This window comes from Dysgonomonas reticulitermitis (genome assembly GCF_054601275.1).
Window position 1 is genome coordinate 122138 of the sequence record NZ_BAAHWU010000004.1, and the last position, 15731, is coordinate 137868.

General features: G+C 38.5%; 15 protein-coding genes and 2 tRNA genes. 11 read left to right on the forward strand and 6 right to left on the reverse strand.

The window, feature by feature from the left end:
• Positions 1–14: 14 nt before the first annotated feature.
• Together ACYPZI_RS03595 and ACYPZI_RS03600 are read left to right on the forward strand one after the other, a co-directional pair.
• Entirely contained in the window at positions 15–1115 is a 1101-nt protein-coding gene (locus ACYPZI_RS03595) for a thioredoxin-like domain-containing protein (protein ID WP_459598679.1), read from the forward strand.
• Positions 1116–1710: 595 nt separating this feature from the next.
• Complete coding sequence (locus ACYPZI_RS03600) at positions 1711–3303, forward strand: hypothetical protein (protein WP_459598681.1); 1593 nt, start codon at positions 1711–1713, stop codon at positions 3301–3303.
• A 90-nt stretch (positions 3304–3393) separates the two neighbouring features.
• Here ACYPZI_RS03600 and ACYPZI_RS03605 read toward each other — a convergent pair whose 3' ends face one another.
• Positions 3394–4371 carry an adenosine kinase gene (locus ACYPZI_RS03605; RefSeq protein ID WP_459598683.1) on the reverse strand — a complete coding sequence of 326 codons (978 nt, stop codon included), beginning with the start codon at positions 4369–4371 and terminating at the stop codon, positions 3394–3396.
• Positions 4372–4451: 80 nt separating this feature from the next.
• Here ACYPZI_RS03605 and ACYPZI_RS03610 point away from each other — a divergent pair.
• Positions 4452–4525, forward strand: a tRNA-Asn gene (locus ACYPZI_RS03610).
• A gap of 31 nt (positions 4526–4556) precedes the next feature.
• Positions 4557–4630 (forward strand) — tRNA-Asn (locus tag ACYPZI_RS03615).
• A gap of 120 nt (positions 4631–4750) precedes the next feature.
• Here the strand turns inward: ACYPZI_RS03615 and ACYPZI_RS03620 are convergent.
• Complete coding sequence (locus tag ACYPZI_RS03620; protein ID WP_459598685.1) at positions 4751–5845, reverse strand: ISAs1 family transposase; 1095 nt, start codon at positions 5843–5845, stop codon at positions 4751–4753.
• A gap of 131 nt (positions 5846–5976) precedes the next feature.
• Here ACYPZI_RS03620 and ACYPZI_RS03625 point away from each other — a divergent pair, with 131 nt between their 5' ends.
• Positions 5977–6771 (forward strand): DNA-methyltransferase, encoded by a 795-nt coding sequence (locus tag ACYPZI_RS03625; RefSeq protein WP_459598687.1) that lies wholly within the window; start codon positions 5977–5979, stop codon positions 6769–6771.
• On the opposite strand, the gene ACYPZI_RS03630 is transcribed toward ACYPZI_RS03625, so the two are convergent.
• The 4 genes from ACYPZI_RS03630 to ACYPZI_RS03645 form a co-directional block, all read right to left on the reverse strand.
• The gene (locus ACYPZI_RS03630) at positions 6768–7364 is read right to left on the reverse strand and encodes an endonuclease VII domain-containing protein (RefSeq protein WP_459598689.1); all 597 of its coding nucleotides are present in this window, start codon (positions 7362–7364) and stop codon (positions 6768–6770) included. The two genes, ACYPZI_RS03625 and ACYPZI_RS03630, sit on opposite strands and share 4 nt — an antisense overlap.
• Positions 7365–7367: 3 nt before the next feature.
• On the reverse strand, positions 7368–7586 hold the full coding sequence (locus tag ACYPZI_RS03635) for a helix-turn-helix domain-containing protein (RefSeq protein WP_459598691.1): 219 nt from the start codon (positions 7584–7586) through the stop codon (positions 7368–7370).
• A gap of 616 nt (positions 7587–8202) precedes the next feature.
• Positions 8203–8610, reverse strand: a complete 408-nt coding sequence (locus ACYPZI_RS03640) for a putative quinol monooxygenase (RefSeq protein ID WP_459598693.1) — start codon at positions 8608–8610, stop codon at positions 8203–8205.
• Positions 8611–8866: 256 nt separating this feature from the next.
• A complete protein-coding gene (locus tag ACYPZI_RS03645) occupies positions 8867–9328 on the reverse strand; it encodes a type I restriction enzyme HsdR N-terminal domain-containing protein (protein WP_459598695.1) in 462 nt (153 codons plus the stop codon).
• A gap of 71 nt (positions 9329–9399) precedes the next feature.
• Between ACYPZI_RS03645 and ACYPZI_RS03650 the strand changes: the two genes are divergently transcribed.
• The 6 genes from ACYPZI_RS03650 (at position 9400) to ACYPZI_RS03675 (ending at position 15691) form a co-directional block, all read left to right on the forward strand.
• Positions 9400–10170 carry an AMP nucleosidase gene (locus ACYPZI_RS03650; protein ID WP_459598697.1) on the forward strand — a complete coding sequence of 257 codons (771 nt, stop codon included), beginning with the start codon at positions 9400–9402 and terminating at the stop codon, positions 10168–10170.
• Between the two features lie 3 nt (positions 10171–10173).
• Positions 10174–11178 (forward strand): DNA polymerase III subunit delta, encoded by a 1005-nt coding sequence (gene holA, locus ACYPZI_RS03655; RefSeq protein WP_459598699.1) that lies wholly within the window; start codon positions 10174–10176, stop codon positions 11176–11178.
• Between the two features lie 12 nt (positions 11179–11190).
• Positions 11191–11583, forward strand: coding sequence for a hypothetical protein (locus ACYPZI_RS03660; RefSeq protein ID WP_459598701.1), 393 nt, complete (start codon positions 11191–11193; stop codon positions 11581–11583).
• A 118-nt stretch (positions 11584–11701) separates the two neighbouring features.
• On the forward strand, positions 11702–13126 hold the full coding sequence (gene cls / locus ACYPZI_RS03665) for a cardiolipin synthase (RefSeq protein ID WP_459598703.1): 1425 nt from the start codon (positions 11702–11704) through the stop codon (positions 13124–13126).
• A gap of 306 nt (positions 13127–13432) precedes the next feature.
• Complete coding sequence (gene gmd, locus ACYPZI_RS03670; RefSeq protein ID WP_459598705.1) at positions 13433–14584, forward strand: GDP-mannose 4,6-dehydratase; 1152 nt, start codon at positions 13433–13435, stop codon at positions 14582–14584.
• 12 nt (positions 14585–14596) lie between these two features.
• A complete protein-coding gene (locus ACYPZI_RS03675) occupies positions 14597–15691 on the forward strand; it encodes a GDP-L-fucose synthase family protein (protein WP_459598707.1) in 1095 nt (364 codons plus the stop codon).
• Positions 15692–15731: the final 40 nt, after the last annotated feature.

The window sequence follows — 15731 nt, forward strand, 5'->3', positions numbered from 1 at the left end:
AAAATTCTATTTAAATGAAGAAGATTATTTTATTTCTTGCGGTTGTAGCTACATTGGCTACATCATGTGGCGAAAAAGATGCGTTCACTATAAAGGGGAAATTGCCGGGTGGTGAATATGACGGGCAGACTGTATATTTACAGACTCTGGATTCAACATGGTCGAGAAGTCCAAAAACATATGTAACTATTGATACAGCCAGTGTCCTAAACGGTGAATTTGTTTTTAACGGCATTGCAAAAGACGGACCTGTTATGTATTTCCTTGTTTTGGATGATGCTCCTGAGAATATGAAAGCTCCGGTAGCCGTAATTGTTGAGCCGGGACAAATCAATGTTACTTTAGATTCTGTTTCTACTGTAGGTGGAACCCCTTTAAATAACAGTTATCAATCGCTGATGTCTAATTTGATAGCAATTTCCGATGAAGCCGGTAAGTTAGAGAGCGATACCACTAACCACGATAAAGCAGCATTGGATAAGCTGTTGAGAGAAAAGGAAAATCAACAAAATCAGGCTGTATACGATTTTGTAAAGGCAAATATCCAAAATCAGGTTGGGACATATTTCTTTGTCAGAAACTCTTATAGATTTGATGTAGAGCAGACCAGAGAATTGTTGGCAGCGGTGAAGCCTGAGTTTAAAGATAAGCTGGCAAAAGTAGAAGCGCGTATCATTCCATTGGAAAATACCGCGGTAGGTAAAACTTTTACCGATATAAAAGGTAAAACACCTGATGGAAAAGATATTGCACTGTCTGAATATGCAGGGAAAGGTAAATATGTGCTGGTTGACTTTTGGGCTTCATGGTGCCCTCCTTGCCGTGCCGAGATGCCAACATTGGTAGAGGCTTATAAGCTGTATAAAGACAAAGGCTTTGAAATTGTCGGGTTCTCATTGGACAGAACCAATGAAGATTGGGTAAAGGGTATAAAGGATCTGAATATTACATGGCCTCAAATATCTGAGATCAAATATTGGGATAGTAAGCCGGTTGCTGATTATGGGGTTTCTTCAATTCCTCATTCGGTTTTGTTGGATAAGGAAGGTAAGATTATCGCCCGTGGACTGAGCGCATATGAAGTTATTGAAAAGCTTGGCGAATTGCTTAAATAACGATAACAATATATTGAGAATAAAGGGAGCTTATCCTTTAGCCGTACAGCTTTTTTTTATCTATAAATACAGTGGTAATTTGAAAATTTGAAAATTAGCGAATTTGAAAATTTGAAAATTTAAAAATGACTGTGGAGTTTGTTACATTTTAGTTAAAATATTATGAGTAGACGAGATACGAGATACAAGTTGTTGACTGTTGACTGTCGCACGTCATTGCGAGGGTTCGCCCGAAGCAATCCATTAATAGTCAATACTCTGGATTGCTTCACTCTGTTCGCAATGACGAAAAGACCGACTGTTGACTGTCGCACGTCATTGCGAGGGTTCGCCCGAAGCAATCCATTAATAGTCAATACTCTGGATTGCTTCACTCTGTTCGCAATGACGATTCTTCGAATTCGCAATGACGAAAAGGTTGACTGTTGACTGACTACTAACTACTGACTACTAACTACTGACTACTGTTTACTGGAGTTTGTTACATTTTAGTTAAAATATTTTAGATTACTTAATATAATAAAACATGAACAAAATCAAACTTACGATTATTGTACTGCTGCTCGCAGCTTATGCCGGGGCAGTTTCCGCGCAGGTGACTGTCGGCGAAAGCAAAAAGCCCGAGAGTTTTTCCGTACTGGAGATTTCCACCAATCTGACGAAGGGTGGGCTTCGCCTGCCGCGACTGACCACCGACGAGCGAATTGCCCTGACCGGCAGTAGTTCTTTCCAGGCCGAGTCCGAGAAAGCGAGCGGGCTAATGATTTACAATACAACGACCAACTGTGTGGAATACTGGAACAAACAGAAATGGGTTTCATTCTGTGACCAGCCTTGTGCCGAACCCGACCCGGCCACCGTGGATCCTTTAGTAGACCAGACTGTCAATGCCATAGCAGGGGGGGACTTTACGCTGGGACCGGTATCGGTGGGCTATACATCGGGTTCGCCGCAGACTGCTTACCTGTGGTACATTAATGATACGAACGACTACGTCACTCCTACGCCACTGGCAAGCGAGACATCCCATACCCTGACGGACAATAAACCCGCCGGTACATATTATTATTTCTGTGAGATGACAAACGCGGACTGTACCGGCAATTCGGTGCGGACAGGCATCTATACCGTTACGGTAGCCTCTAACCCCGCATCTATACCTCTCGGAACAGGTACGCTCTACGGAAAAACCTGCTTTGACATAAACAAGTCGAATTGGGACCCCGAATGCGGTACACAGGAATCCCGGGCATCTGTCGCGGTCGATTTTGCGACCCTGGGTCCTGTAACCTACGTCTTTACCGCACCGAAAAACGGAACAATAAGTGACCTGCGTTTCCAGATTGTGGACCCCGAAGATTGTGTCACCTCTTATTTGGGCGGTAAACTGGGTACGATAGCTGGTGGTGAAGAAATCGAACTGACTGTAAATTACGCGACTGATTTGAGTGATGTATCGGGTAAAATCTACAAACGTCGCCGCGACGCGGCCGCCCATGTAACCATCTACGCTATTTATAACGACGGTGTACAAGAGGTATCTATTCCGTTGCTGGTAAATATTCAGGACTGCATTTGTTGCGGGGCTTATGTAGCCGTCGGCGTGTGGAAAGAATTTATGTGCCACAATCTGGGCGCGAACCAGGGGCTCAACCCTTTCTCTCCTGCTAAAGGACTGAATGGAGATTACTACCAGTGGGGACAAAAAGACCCTGTGGCTACCGTCGACACTCCGTACTCAGCAGCTATCTCCGGTTGGTCTACTAGCGGGATAGGTTACAACTTATGGGGTACTCCAAAAACGAGTAATGATCCTTGTCCTCGAGGTTATCGTGTGCCAACACTAGCAGAGTGGTCTGGTGTTATCGATGAAGACGAATATGACAACACCCTAAGACTAAATCCTTATACAGATCCATCCGATGCTTCTTGGACCAACGACGAGACCAACTTTAGTAGTGGACGTTTCTTCGGGCCCGCGCTGTACTTGCCGGCTGCCGGCCATCGCTTCGAAGGGAACGGAGCTGGGGGCTTCCGAGGCAACGTCGGATTCTACTGGAGCACTCATAAAGCCAGCGTCACACAAACGGGCAGACTGTGTATATACGAACACGAAGGTGGCACTTATACGGACCCCTACACCAGCAGTTCTTATTATGGCTACTCTATTCGTTGTATAGCAGAATAAGCAACCGTAGGGCGCGTGACAGAGCAGATCATACAAGAGGCCGGAAGATTTTTCTTCCGGCCTCTCGTGCTTAATGGACAGCCTCTTGTTTTATTTTATCTTTTCTATTGTGGCGGCTATCTCTTCCCATTCATTATAATGAACTTTGGCTCCTATATATTGTATAACACGGGCTGCTAATGTTGTCCCTATTTGTCCGCTAACAGTAAGTGAACGGTGATGGATTAGTCCGTATATGAATCCCGCGGCGTAAAGATCACCTGCACCGGTGGTGTCGACACAGTTTACGGAATAAGCAGGCACAAGCACCTTTTCTTCTCCTTGTTGTATCCATGAGCCTTTAGCCCCCATTTTTACGATTGCGATCTCCGCGCTTTTAGCCAGGGCAGAAACAGCCTCTCCGGGGTCCAAACCAAGTAACGACCGGGCTTCTTCTTCGTTGGCAAAGACAATATCCGCGTATTTAGGAATAATCTCCAGCAGGAAGTCGCGGTTTTCTTCTACTACATTGTAACTGGCCAGATCAAGTATAACTTTTGCCCCGGCCTCTTTTGCCAGAATTATGGCTTTACGTATCAGTTCGTGGCTTTGTACCAGATACCCCTCTACGTAAAAATATTTATATCCCTCAAAGTCCCCGGCTTGTAAGTCGGTCGCGCTCAGTTTAGCAGCTGTTCCCAAATATGTTCCGAATGTGCGTTCCCCATCCTTTGATATAAAGGTAGAAGCTACTCCGGAGGCTTCTTCCGCTTCTGTGAGGTGAGAATTCACCTGATATTTAATGAGATCGCTTTTGAAGACCTCGCCATAAGAATCTTTACCTATTCGACCCAAAAAACCGGTTTCTATGCCTAGTTGGGCTAACCCGATAATTGTGTTGGCTGCCGAACCTCCCGAAACAATATTTGTTTCCAGCTTATTTATTTCTTTCGTTAATACTTCAAATTTTTTATCGTCGATAAGCTGCATGCTACCTTTCGGAAGTTCCAGAATTTCAAGCGTTTTGTCGTTGTCAATGATGGCTAATACATCTACCAAAGCATTACCCATTCCTAGTACTTTCGTCATCTGTTCTTATTTTTTTGCGTAAAGATATTGCATATTTCAGAAATAAGGTCTATTTTTGCGTCACTTTTGAGAGAAATAATTCTTCCTTAGCTCAGTCGGTTAGAGCATCTGACTGTTAATCAGAGGGTCCTTGGTTCAAGTCCAAGAGGAAGAGCAAAAGAAATAAAAGACTCTCGAAAGTAAATTCTTCCTTAGCTCAGTCGGTTAGAGCATCTGACTGTTAATCAGAGGGTCCTTGGTTCAAGTCCAAGAGGAAGAGCAAAAGAGTCGCGGAAATGTGACTCTTTTTTTTTCTCGTTTTCCTATAGTTTTACTCTTTCATTTTGGACTTTAAAAATCAGGCATATAATTCGTTGTAGATTATACAGGGCAAACGCATCTAATTTTTAATCAGATTGATTAGGTAGTTGTTGTCCCATCCTGCTTTGAGTCTTTTCCCTCTGACACCAACTTTTGTTATTTTGTCGTTTTTCAACAGGTTTAAAGCTATCCGGTTTAATAAAGAGTAGTTTTGAGCTGCAAATCCGTTTCTTTTGCGACTGCTATCTTCATTGAAACCAACATCAAGTACCCAATGCAACGAGTTTTCAACACTCCAGTGAGCGCGTATGGATTGGTTTATGAGTTTAGCATCAGCCACAAGACTACTGATATAAAGCCGGATTTCCTTCTCTGTCTTACCACTGGATTTGATATAACGTTCCGATTCTATCTTTACCAAAGTCCTTAGTCCTTCCCATTCTTTCTTTGATTCAATCAGGGAAAGGTCATCTATAACCAGGCATCTGCGGGTTTCCACCCTCCCATGTCCACTATCCAACTCTTCGTTGGAATCACGAATCGGCAGGAAACGAAAAGAATCCTCTACTTGTTTCAAAAGGTTTCCTTGATTGCCCTTGAGGGCTAACAGGTAATCAGCTTCTTTCTCTATGATTTTAGAGGCTATGTCCTTTTGGCATCCCATGGCGTCTATCGTTACGATACAACCTTTAAGTACCAGTAGTTCCAATAGTTTGGGAATAGCTGTTATTTCATTACTCTTTTCATCAACTTTTGTTTGACCCAATACGATGTGATTCTTTTCAGCCCAAGCACTGACCATGTGAACGATAGACTTTTTATCTGAAGTACGACTACCGCACATACTCTTACCATCTATGGCTACCACTTCATTCGCGCATAAATCGGCGACCGAACGTGTCCAGTCCATAAAACACTGCTCCAATTCCTGAGGATCCAATGCTGAGAATACACGATTGAATGTGTCGTGAGAAGGAATACCTCCGGGCAGGTGCAGAAACGTTTTGAGCCAGTCTTCTTTAGACTTGCCGAATTCTTCAATCTCATTCCAGCCTTCTGCTCCACAAATTATAGAGGCTATGGCGATAAATAATATATCTTCAAGATCATGCTCGCGAGTTCTTTCTACACGAGGGTCGGTAAGGGTTGAAAAATAGCGAAGGGGACTTTCCATAAAGCGTTTTCTTCGGAAAGATAGTACTTATTCCGGAATTAATAACAAATATTAGATGCGTTTGCCCTGGTAGATTATAGGTATCAATTTAAAAATTATTATTACCTTCGTAAACTCAAATATTACGTATTATGGATTTAGGAAAATATGAGGTAAACAATATTTACAATGTTGATTGTTTGGCCGGTATGAAAGGCTTGCCAAGTGAGTGCATTGATTTAGTTGTAACTTCGCCACCTTATGATGACTTGCGAAATTACAATGGATACTCTTTTGATTTTGAGAATATTGCAAAAGAATTGTTTAGAGTTATAAAAAAAGGCGGTGTTGTAGTGTGGGTAGTTGGAGACAAAATCAAAAATGGAGACCGCACATTAACAAGTTTCAAACAATGCCTATATTTTCAGGAGATTGGCTTTAATGTTCACGATGTAATGATTTATCAAAAGAAAAATACGCCTTTTATGCGCTCCAACGCCTATACTAATTGTTATGAATTTATGTTTGTATTTTCGAAAGAAAAAGTTTATACATTCAATCCATTAAGAACAAAAACAGTGCGGCACGGAATAGAAAAATTGGTTGCTAATAAAAAAGCAGACGGAGTTAACAATAAAGTTGTGGCGGAATTAAAAGAAGAAAAAACGCTAACAAATATTTGGAGTTATGCAGTTGGCCTTGGTGGCTCAACAAACGATAAAATCGCATTTCAACATACTGCAATTTTTCCCGAAAAATTAGCTCATGACCATATTTTATCTTGGACAAATGAGGGAGATTTAGTATTTGACCCTTTTAGTGGTTCAGGAACGACTTGTAAAATGGCAAAATTAAACAAACGCAATTATTTAGGAATGGAAATATCAAAAGAATATACCGACTTATCTGTTAAAAGATTGGAAATGATGTTGCCGCAACTTTTCTAACTTTCTTGATGTTTTTTTAGGTATTCTATTGCTTCTTTCATTAACTCAATATTGTCTTTGAAACGCCCTAAGCCTGTATTACAACTATCGCAAATTAAATCTCTCGCATTCCCTGTTTCATGGTCGTGGTCAATTACTAAACTTGCTGTAATATTCGGAATTGAAGCTTTTTTACAAATTGGACAAATAAAATAGCCTTCTTTTGTAATCTCTACTTCTTTTACTTTCATTTTTTTCTTTTCAGAAGTTTTCAAAGAAGCTCCGTCAATAATTTTCCTACATTCTTTACAAGAAGGTCGTCTAGTTTGTCCCGCTTTTGCATTTTGATTTATATCAAATTTGTCTATTGGTTTGAGAATATGACAAACATTGCAAATTTTTGTTTCATATTCTGTTTCTGTTCCTTTGGGTCTGCCTGTTTTTGATGTATCAAGAAATTCAAGTTTTGATAATTCAATCTCAACTTCTTTTAGTTTTCCAATAAAAAATACTTTCGCTTTTGTTATTGTAACCTCTTTTACAAAACCTACAGAATTTTTTTCTAACTCATTGACCGTTTCAGTTAAAATTACATAATCATTTACATTTATCATGTTTTATTGAAATAAATTTGAGTTGAAAAATTCTGAAACGGAGATTTTACAAGTATTGGCAATTTTTTCAATGTTTGCAATAGAAACATTTCTTCTTCCTTGCTCAATACTTGCAATGTAAGTTCGGTCTAAATTGCATTCAAATGAAAATTTTTCTTGACTTAACCCTTTGGCAACACGTAATTCGCGTAGTCTTTTACCGATTTTTTCCTTAATATCCATATCAAAAATAAAAGCGTGAAGTTACTTTATTGTAGATTTTCATACAACGGACTATAAGTATAGATGTGGTTTTTTAATGAATATACTACAGTCAATAATAAATCAAGATTGGAGTAGTTTTAAGGTATTTTTTGCCGTTTTGGCAATCCTTAGGCTTGCATTTTCGTTTCGGTGCTGATAGTTTGCCCTTTATCAGTCTTGCACACGTTTTGCACACATTCGGAGATTGAAAGATAGCCGATGGTATTAGGAGATAAATAAAAGCGTCATAACGGGTCTAAAAGAAGTCCTATGACATCCTATGAAAATACATATAAATGACCGAAAATGAATAGATTGCACCTGTTAATCAGAGGGTCCTTGGTTCAAGTCCAAGAGGAAGAGCAAAAGAGTCGCGGAAATGTGACTCTTTTTTTTTCTCTATAACATAGAATTCCAGATGGATTTGGAAAATTATACTTCATTTCCGCAAGTAAAACCGCCTATCTTCCCAGACGGACGGCTCGATTAACCTTAAATCCATACCTTGAATATCAACTTTCGAAAGAAAGAAAATACAATACTTCTGTATTTACTTAGTCATATTTGATCACAAGATAAGATTCTTCTTCCATTATTATTTAGCGTTTACATGAGGACATACAGTAGTAATTACCTTTTCTGTTCCAGACTTATCACGCATATCTTTAGTCTTTTCGAAAAAAACGGCAATGTGGGGAGTCTTCATATGAGCCTGATGTCCGGGTTTGTTTCCCCATCTTTCAAACAAGTGAAATTCAGTACTATCCTTGTAGGATTCAAATAACTCATAGGCAAGGCATGTTTCTTCTTTCAATGTTTCAGATCTACATTCTTCAAAGGCCGCTTTGTATGCTGACACAAATTCGGGTTTGATCTTTTGTGGAATATTCATCACAATTTCATACGAGTCTTTGTCCGCGCTACAACAATCTTCTGTTTTAGTGGTTGTATTCGCGCAACTAATTAGCGCCAAAACACATCCTGTAATAATTAGATATTTCATAATATTCATAATATAAAATTTGATAGTATATTAATAGTCTTTAAAGATATAATTTTATTTGACTGAAGTGTCTTATTTTATTAATATATATCTACAGATTCGATCTCTTAACCCTTAAACACTCTTGATACTGGTATTCCAGACCCAAGTTGTGATAAAATACCCCGCCACCAATACCTGCATAACCTAATGTAGAGAATGATCCTATTTTTGATTGAAACGACAGCTGTTACAATAGCGCATTCTATTGTTATGCCTAATCTTTGATTAGTAAATTGTTGTATGATGGAATTTCAGGCAGATACTCATATGTCTGTTTTTGATAGTCCATTTGGCAGCAATAATGATTCAGCCCGTTCGAGACAATCAGGTATTTAACCTTGAGCACAATGTTGTATCTCACTATCTGGTCAAAAACAGTCTGGGTTATATTTACGTCGGGAGACTTATACTCTATTATCATTGCCGGAGACAGTCCACGGTCATATATAACTGAATCGCAGCGTTTTTTTTGTCCGTTCAGATCAATTTGTATTTCGTTTGCAATTAGAGTTTGCGGGTATCCTTTTTCGGTTAACAAAAAATTCACAAAATGTTGACGAACCCATTCTTCGGGAGTTAGTGTCACAAATTTCCGGCGGATAGGATCGAAAACCGAAGCCTTTCCATTAACTTTTTTTACATTTATATCGAACGGCGGTAAATTTAACTTCAACATTTGCTATCTTTGTTAATTCTCAACAAAAAATAAAAGATACTTGTTTTAACTCGAACAAATGTAAAATTAATATGAAAACGAAACAAGAAATAGTGGATAATTGGCTGCCACGCTATACCAAGAGGCCTTTAAACGAGTTCACCAAACATATATTACTAACTAACTTCGCCAAGTACGTAGAAGTTTTTGCAAAGCATTTTGATGTGCCTATCCTGGGTTTGGATGGAAATATGCCAAACGCTTCGGCCGGAGGCATCACCATTATCAACTTTGGTATGGGTAGCGCGAACGCGGCTACAATAATGGATCTTCTTAGCGCGGTAGATCCGGAAGCTGTACTATTTCTTGGTAAATGCGGAGGGATTAAGAAACAGAACAATCTCGGAGATTATATACTTCCTATTGCCGCTATCAGGGGTGAAGGAACATCGAACGACTATTTTCCGCCGGAAGTACCATCTTTGCCTGCGTTTAGCCTGTTGAGAGCGGTATCTTCCAATATTCGTGACTTTAAGAAAGATTATTGGACAGGTACGGTTTATACGACTAACCGCCGGGTATGGGAGTATGACGAAACATTTAAAGAATATCTTCGCAGGATACGCACAATGGCGGTAGATATGGAAACGGCCACATTATTTACTTGCGGATTTGCTAACCAGATTCCGACAGGGGCTTTGTTGTTGGTCTCTGACCAGCCGATGATTTCGGACGGAGTAAAAACAGAGAAGAGCGATAATGTTGTGACTCAAAACTTCGTGGAAGAGCATGTGATGATCGGTATTAAAGCTTTGACTACATTGATTAATAACGGGCAAACTGTACGTCATTTGCGTTTCTAAAATATGACTTTCGAGCAGATTATAACCGGTATAAAATCACGGGACTTCAAACCCATTTATTTATTGATGGGGGATGAGCCTTACTATATAGATGAACTGACGAGTCTCTTTATCGATACGGTATTGCCTGAGGAGGAACGAGATTTTAACCAAACTATTCTTTACGGGATGGAGACTGATGTAAAGTCGGTAATAACTCTGGCCCGTAGTTTTCCTATGATGTCGGATTACCAGCTGGTTGTGGTCAAGGAGGCTCAAAACCTAAGTAAAATAGAAGAATTGGAGGTGTATGCTAAAAATCCTTTGCATACTACAATTCTTATCTTGAACTATAAAAACGGGAGTCTCGATAAGCGTAAAAAGCTATATGCGGAAATAGAAAAGCATGGTGTGGTTTTCGAATCGAAAAAAATACCCGAATATAAAATTCCAGGATTCATTTCCTCCTATGTGCAAACCAAAGGATTAGGGATAGATCAGAAATCCGCCCAAATGTTATCGGATTATTTAGGTAACGACTTAAGTAAGCTTACCAATGAAATAGCCAAATTGTTAATCGCGATTCCACCCGGTCAGAAGAGGATAACAGCCGAATTGATAGAAGAAAATATTGGGATCAGTAAGGATTTCAATAATTTTGAACTGTTGAAAGCGATTGTTGAAAAGGATATTTTTAAGATTAATCAAATCGCGGATTATTTTGCTAAAAACCCTAAAAACAACCCTTTGGTAATGACTATGTCTGTTTTGTTCAATTTTTTCAGCAACCTGATGGTTTGTTATTGGGCTAAAAATAAGACAGAACAAGGTATTGCCGCTGAACTGGGATTCAGAAATCCTTATCAGGCAAAAGATTATGTGCAAGCATTGAAGAATTATAAAGCTTTTAAAAGTATGGAGATAATTAGTCTGCTTCGCACGTATGACGGTAAATCGAAAGGAGTAGGGAATATTTCTGCTTCTGATGGCGAATTGCTAAAAGAGTTACTGTATAAAATTACACACTAAGAATATTGGCTAATGTTGCAACAGCGAAAGAAAGATTTTTTACAGCGTCTTATCGAAGAGTTTTTTAAGAAACTCGAACAATTGGTAAGTGGAGAAGCTGTATTGGAAACTTCCGAAAAAGAAGTGCTTTTGAATGAGTGTTTTAATTTCTTTTCCGAAAATTTACAAGCTGAAAAGAATGATAGCTTGGTAGATTTAGTCGAAAAGATTTCAGACTATGATTTGCTTGAGCAATATGCAAAACTTTTAATGACAGAATACGATCTTTCCGAAATTAAAGATAGGGAAGGATTGTTGAAGTCCTTGTCTATAATCGAATATTTAGAAAGTACGGATAAAACTTTCTCATGGGAAAGAACGATTCTGAAAGAAGACATACTACGCAGGCTGGATGATGGATCTTAAATGCTGATGAGGAGATTTTTTTCTGTGCCAAGACAGAAATATTTCTGTAGCCAAAGTCTTCATTATAAATGAATATCATGAAATATATTTTACCTTTGAATAAATCAATTATCAGATAGTGGAAGCTGCAAATCATTTAATTCTTATATTCCAGATACTCTATATTGCCACCGCGTTAGGCACCATGATTGTTGTTATCTCGGAAAACAGGAATCCCCTGAAAACGATTTCATGGGTATTGATTTTGCTGTTGCTGCCTCTTGTCGGGCTTATTATATATTATTTTTTTGGGGAGGATAGCCGCAAACAGCGCCTTATCTCCCATAAAATGTATAAAAAACTGAATCGCCGTTCCATCGGCCGTAAAGAGTTATTGGAAGCACTTAATCCACCGAATGAATATAAGGGTTTGGTGAATTTATTGAATCGGTTGAAAAGCTCTCCTTTATATGGCGGAAGCAGTGTTAAGTTTTATTCTGATGGGGTATCCAAATTCGAAGACTTGTTTGCTGAGCTCGAAAAAGCAGAGAAACATATCCATATTCAATACTATATCTTTTTAGATGATGAGGTCGGGCGCAAAACACGGGATATTCTGGTGCGGAAGGCATCGGAGGGCGTTGAAGTGCGTTTAATATATGATGATGTAGGCTCATGGAAGGCTAAGCGTGACTTTTTTAAAGATATGCAAGCCAGAGGAGTAGAGGTTCAGCCATTTCTAAAAGTTGCCTTTAAGATATTGACAAGTAGAGTTAATTATCGGAATCATCGTAAAATAGTTGTTATAGATGGAAAGGTTGGCTTTGTAGGAGGTATGAATATTGCAGACCGGTATGTGCGAGGTATTAAATCCGGGATATGGCGTGATAGCCATATTAAGATCGAAGGAAAAGCTGTAGCAGGATTGCAAACATCATTCCTTATAGATTGGTATTCTTCCCGGAAAGAATTTTTAGCTTCGGATACATACTACCCGGTACTGGCAAATAAAGGTGATAATATGATGCAACTAGTTACCAGTGGGCCGGTCGGAAGATATAAAGACATTCACTTGGGTATTTTGCAGGCCATATCAAACGCTAAAGAAAGTGTTTATATACAAACTCCTTATTTTGTACCTACCGATTCTCTTTTGCAAGCTATGCAAATGGCTGCTATGCGCGGGGTAGATGTAAGGCTTATGCTTCCCCGTCATTCGGATACAACATTTGTACATATAGCTACTATGTCTTTCTTAAAAGAAGTGTTAGACGCCAAGGTTAATGTTTATTTCTTTGAAGCAGGATTTCTGCATTCAAAACTGATGACCATAGATAATTCGTTGACTATAACAGGTTCTGCAAATATGGACATACGTAGTTTTGAGCACAATTTTGAGATTGATGCGTTTATTTATAGTGAAGATACATGCCGAAAGGCACAGGAAATATTCTTTAAAGATATGGAGCAATCCACACTGTTGCCGGCTGAAGAATGGGACAAAAGATCTCGTTTTGCAAAGTTTAAAGAATCTGTGATGCGCTTATTTTCTCCTTTATTATAATCATATTTTCTTTCTCATAGAAAAGGAAACATAGATTATTCTGATAAAATATACCTCCTTAACTAGTTTAATATCACGATGAAATGTTTTATGATGGATTCTATAATTAATCTTTGTTAAGCAAATATGTAAGAGAAAATGTAAAGAGAAAGGAAAATAAAGACTGTTTTATTTGTTTTAGTTAAAAAAAAACTATCTTTGTGCCTTGAATTAGTCTTTTCCACTAGGTTTAGAGGAACAGGAAAAGGGTTTAGAATATTGAATTTATATAGAAACATATCTTAATAAAATTTTATTAAGTAAATAATGAGTAAAGTAGCATTTATCACAGGCGTTACGGGACAAGACGGAGCATATTTATCAGAATTTTTGATAAAGAAAGGTTATACAGTCCATGGACTTAAGAGAAGATCCTCTATGTTTAATACAGACAGGATCGATCATCTTTATCAAGATCCGCATGATGAGAATCGTAATATGATTCTTCATTATGGAGATATGACTGATAGTATGAATTTGACACGTATAATAGGGGATATTCAGCCGGACGAGATATACAATCTAGCAGCGATGAGTCATGTTAAAGTTAGTTTCGATGTTCCTGAATATACTGCGAATGCAGACGGTATAGGCACCCTTCGTGTTCTTGAAGCCGTTCGTTTATTGAACTTAACTCATAAAACCAGAATCTATCAGGCTTCGACATCTGAACTTTATGGTTTGGTACAGGAGATCCCTCAAAAAGAAACAACCCCGTTTTATCCAAGGAGTCCTTATGCGGTAGCAAAACTATATGCTTATTGGATAACTGTCAATTATAGGGAAGCTTACGGGATGCATGCCAGTAATGGTATTCTTTTTAATCATGAGTCTCCCTTAAGAGGAGAGACATTTGTCACCCGGAAAGTTACACGGGCAGTTGCTCGTATAGCATTGGGCCTTCAGAAGAAGGTTTATATGGGTAATTTATCAAGCAAGAGGGATTGGGGACATGCTAAAGATTACATCAAGGCCATGTATCTGATTTTGCAACAAGATACACCGGACGACTATGTTATATCAACAGGAATAACAACAACAATTAGAGATTTCATTCGGATGTCTTTTCTTGAAGTTGGTGTGAAAGTTGATTTTCGTGGTGAAAACGAAAATGAACAAGGTTATGTGACCGAAGTAAATGAACAAAAATTTTCTGAAGTGGTCGGAGCAGACTATCTCGACGGTTTTAAGAAAAGAATAGGTGAAGCTGTTGTTGGTGTTGATCCCGCTTACTTCAGACCAACAGAGGTTGACATACTTATAGGTGATAATACAAAATCACGGACTAAATTAGGTTGGGAACCGCTATATAATCTCGAGACATTGTGCCAAGATATGGTTGTTCATGATGTTGAGTTGATGAAAAAAGAAGAATATCTCAAAAATGGGGGATACAGAATTCTTAATTATTTTGAATAAGAGGAGAGATTGATGATTGAAAAGAATGCTAAAATATATATAGCCGGTCATCGTGGGCTCGTTGGATCTGCAATTCTTAGAAGTCTTAAGAATAAAGGATATTCAAATTTTGTATTGAGAACCCATGCGGAATTAGACCTTACAGATCAAAAAGCTGTTGATGAATTTTTTGCAAAAGAAAAGCCTGAATATGTATTCTTAGCTGCGGCAAAGGTCGGCGGAATTATTGCAAATAATACATATCGAGGACAGTTTATATATGAAAATCTGATGATTCAAAATAACGTTATTCATCAGTCATATGTAAATAGTGTAAAAAAATTAGTATTTTTGGGGAGTTCTTGTATCTATCCCAAAGAGGCCGGTCAGCCAATAAAAGAAGAGTATCTGTTGACCGGACCGCTGGAATATACGAATGAACCATATGCCATAGCTAAGATAGCAGGTCTAAAAATGTGCGAGAGTTATAATATTCAATATGGTACTAATTTCATCGCAGTGATGCCGACTAACCTGTATGGCCCGAATGATAATTTTAATCTGGAAACATCTCATGTGTTACCGGCTATTCTACGAAAGGTACATTTAGGAAAGTGTATTGAAAACAATGCGTGGGATCTTATTCGGAAAGATTTGGATATGCGTCCGATTGAAGATGTTACCGGTAATTCGCAAGAAAAAGATGTATTGAGAGTTCTCGAAAAATATGGTGTGAGAAAATTGGGTGATAAAGTTCAAGTCGAATTATGGGGATCTGGAACTCCAATGAGAGAATTCCTGTGGAGTCAGGAAATGGGTGATGCAACGGTTTTTGTGATGGAGTCTGTAAACTTTTTAGACTTAAACAACGTTATAAAGGATAAAGAAGTTAAAAATACTCATATCAACATAGGTACTGGAGTTGAAATATCTATAAAAGATGTTGCGGAACTTATAAAAAATATAGTTGGTTTCTCAGGTGATTTATGGTTTAACACAGAAAAACCTGACGGTACAATGAGGAAATTGTCAGATGTGTCAAAACTCAATTCGTTAGGATGGCGGCATAAAGTTGACATTGAGATGGGTCTGAATATGTTGTATACTTGGTATACAAAAGATAATTAAGAGAAAAAAGAGTGTTTAATTATAATTAAAAAGATTGATT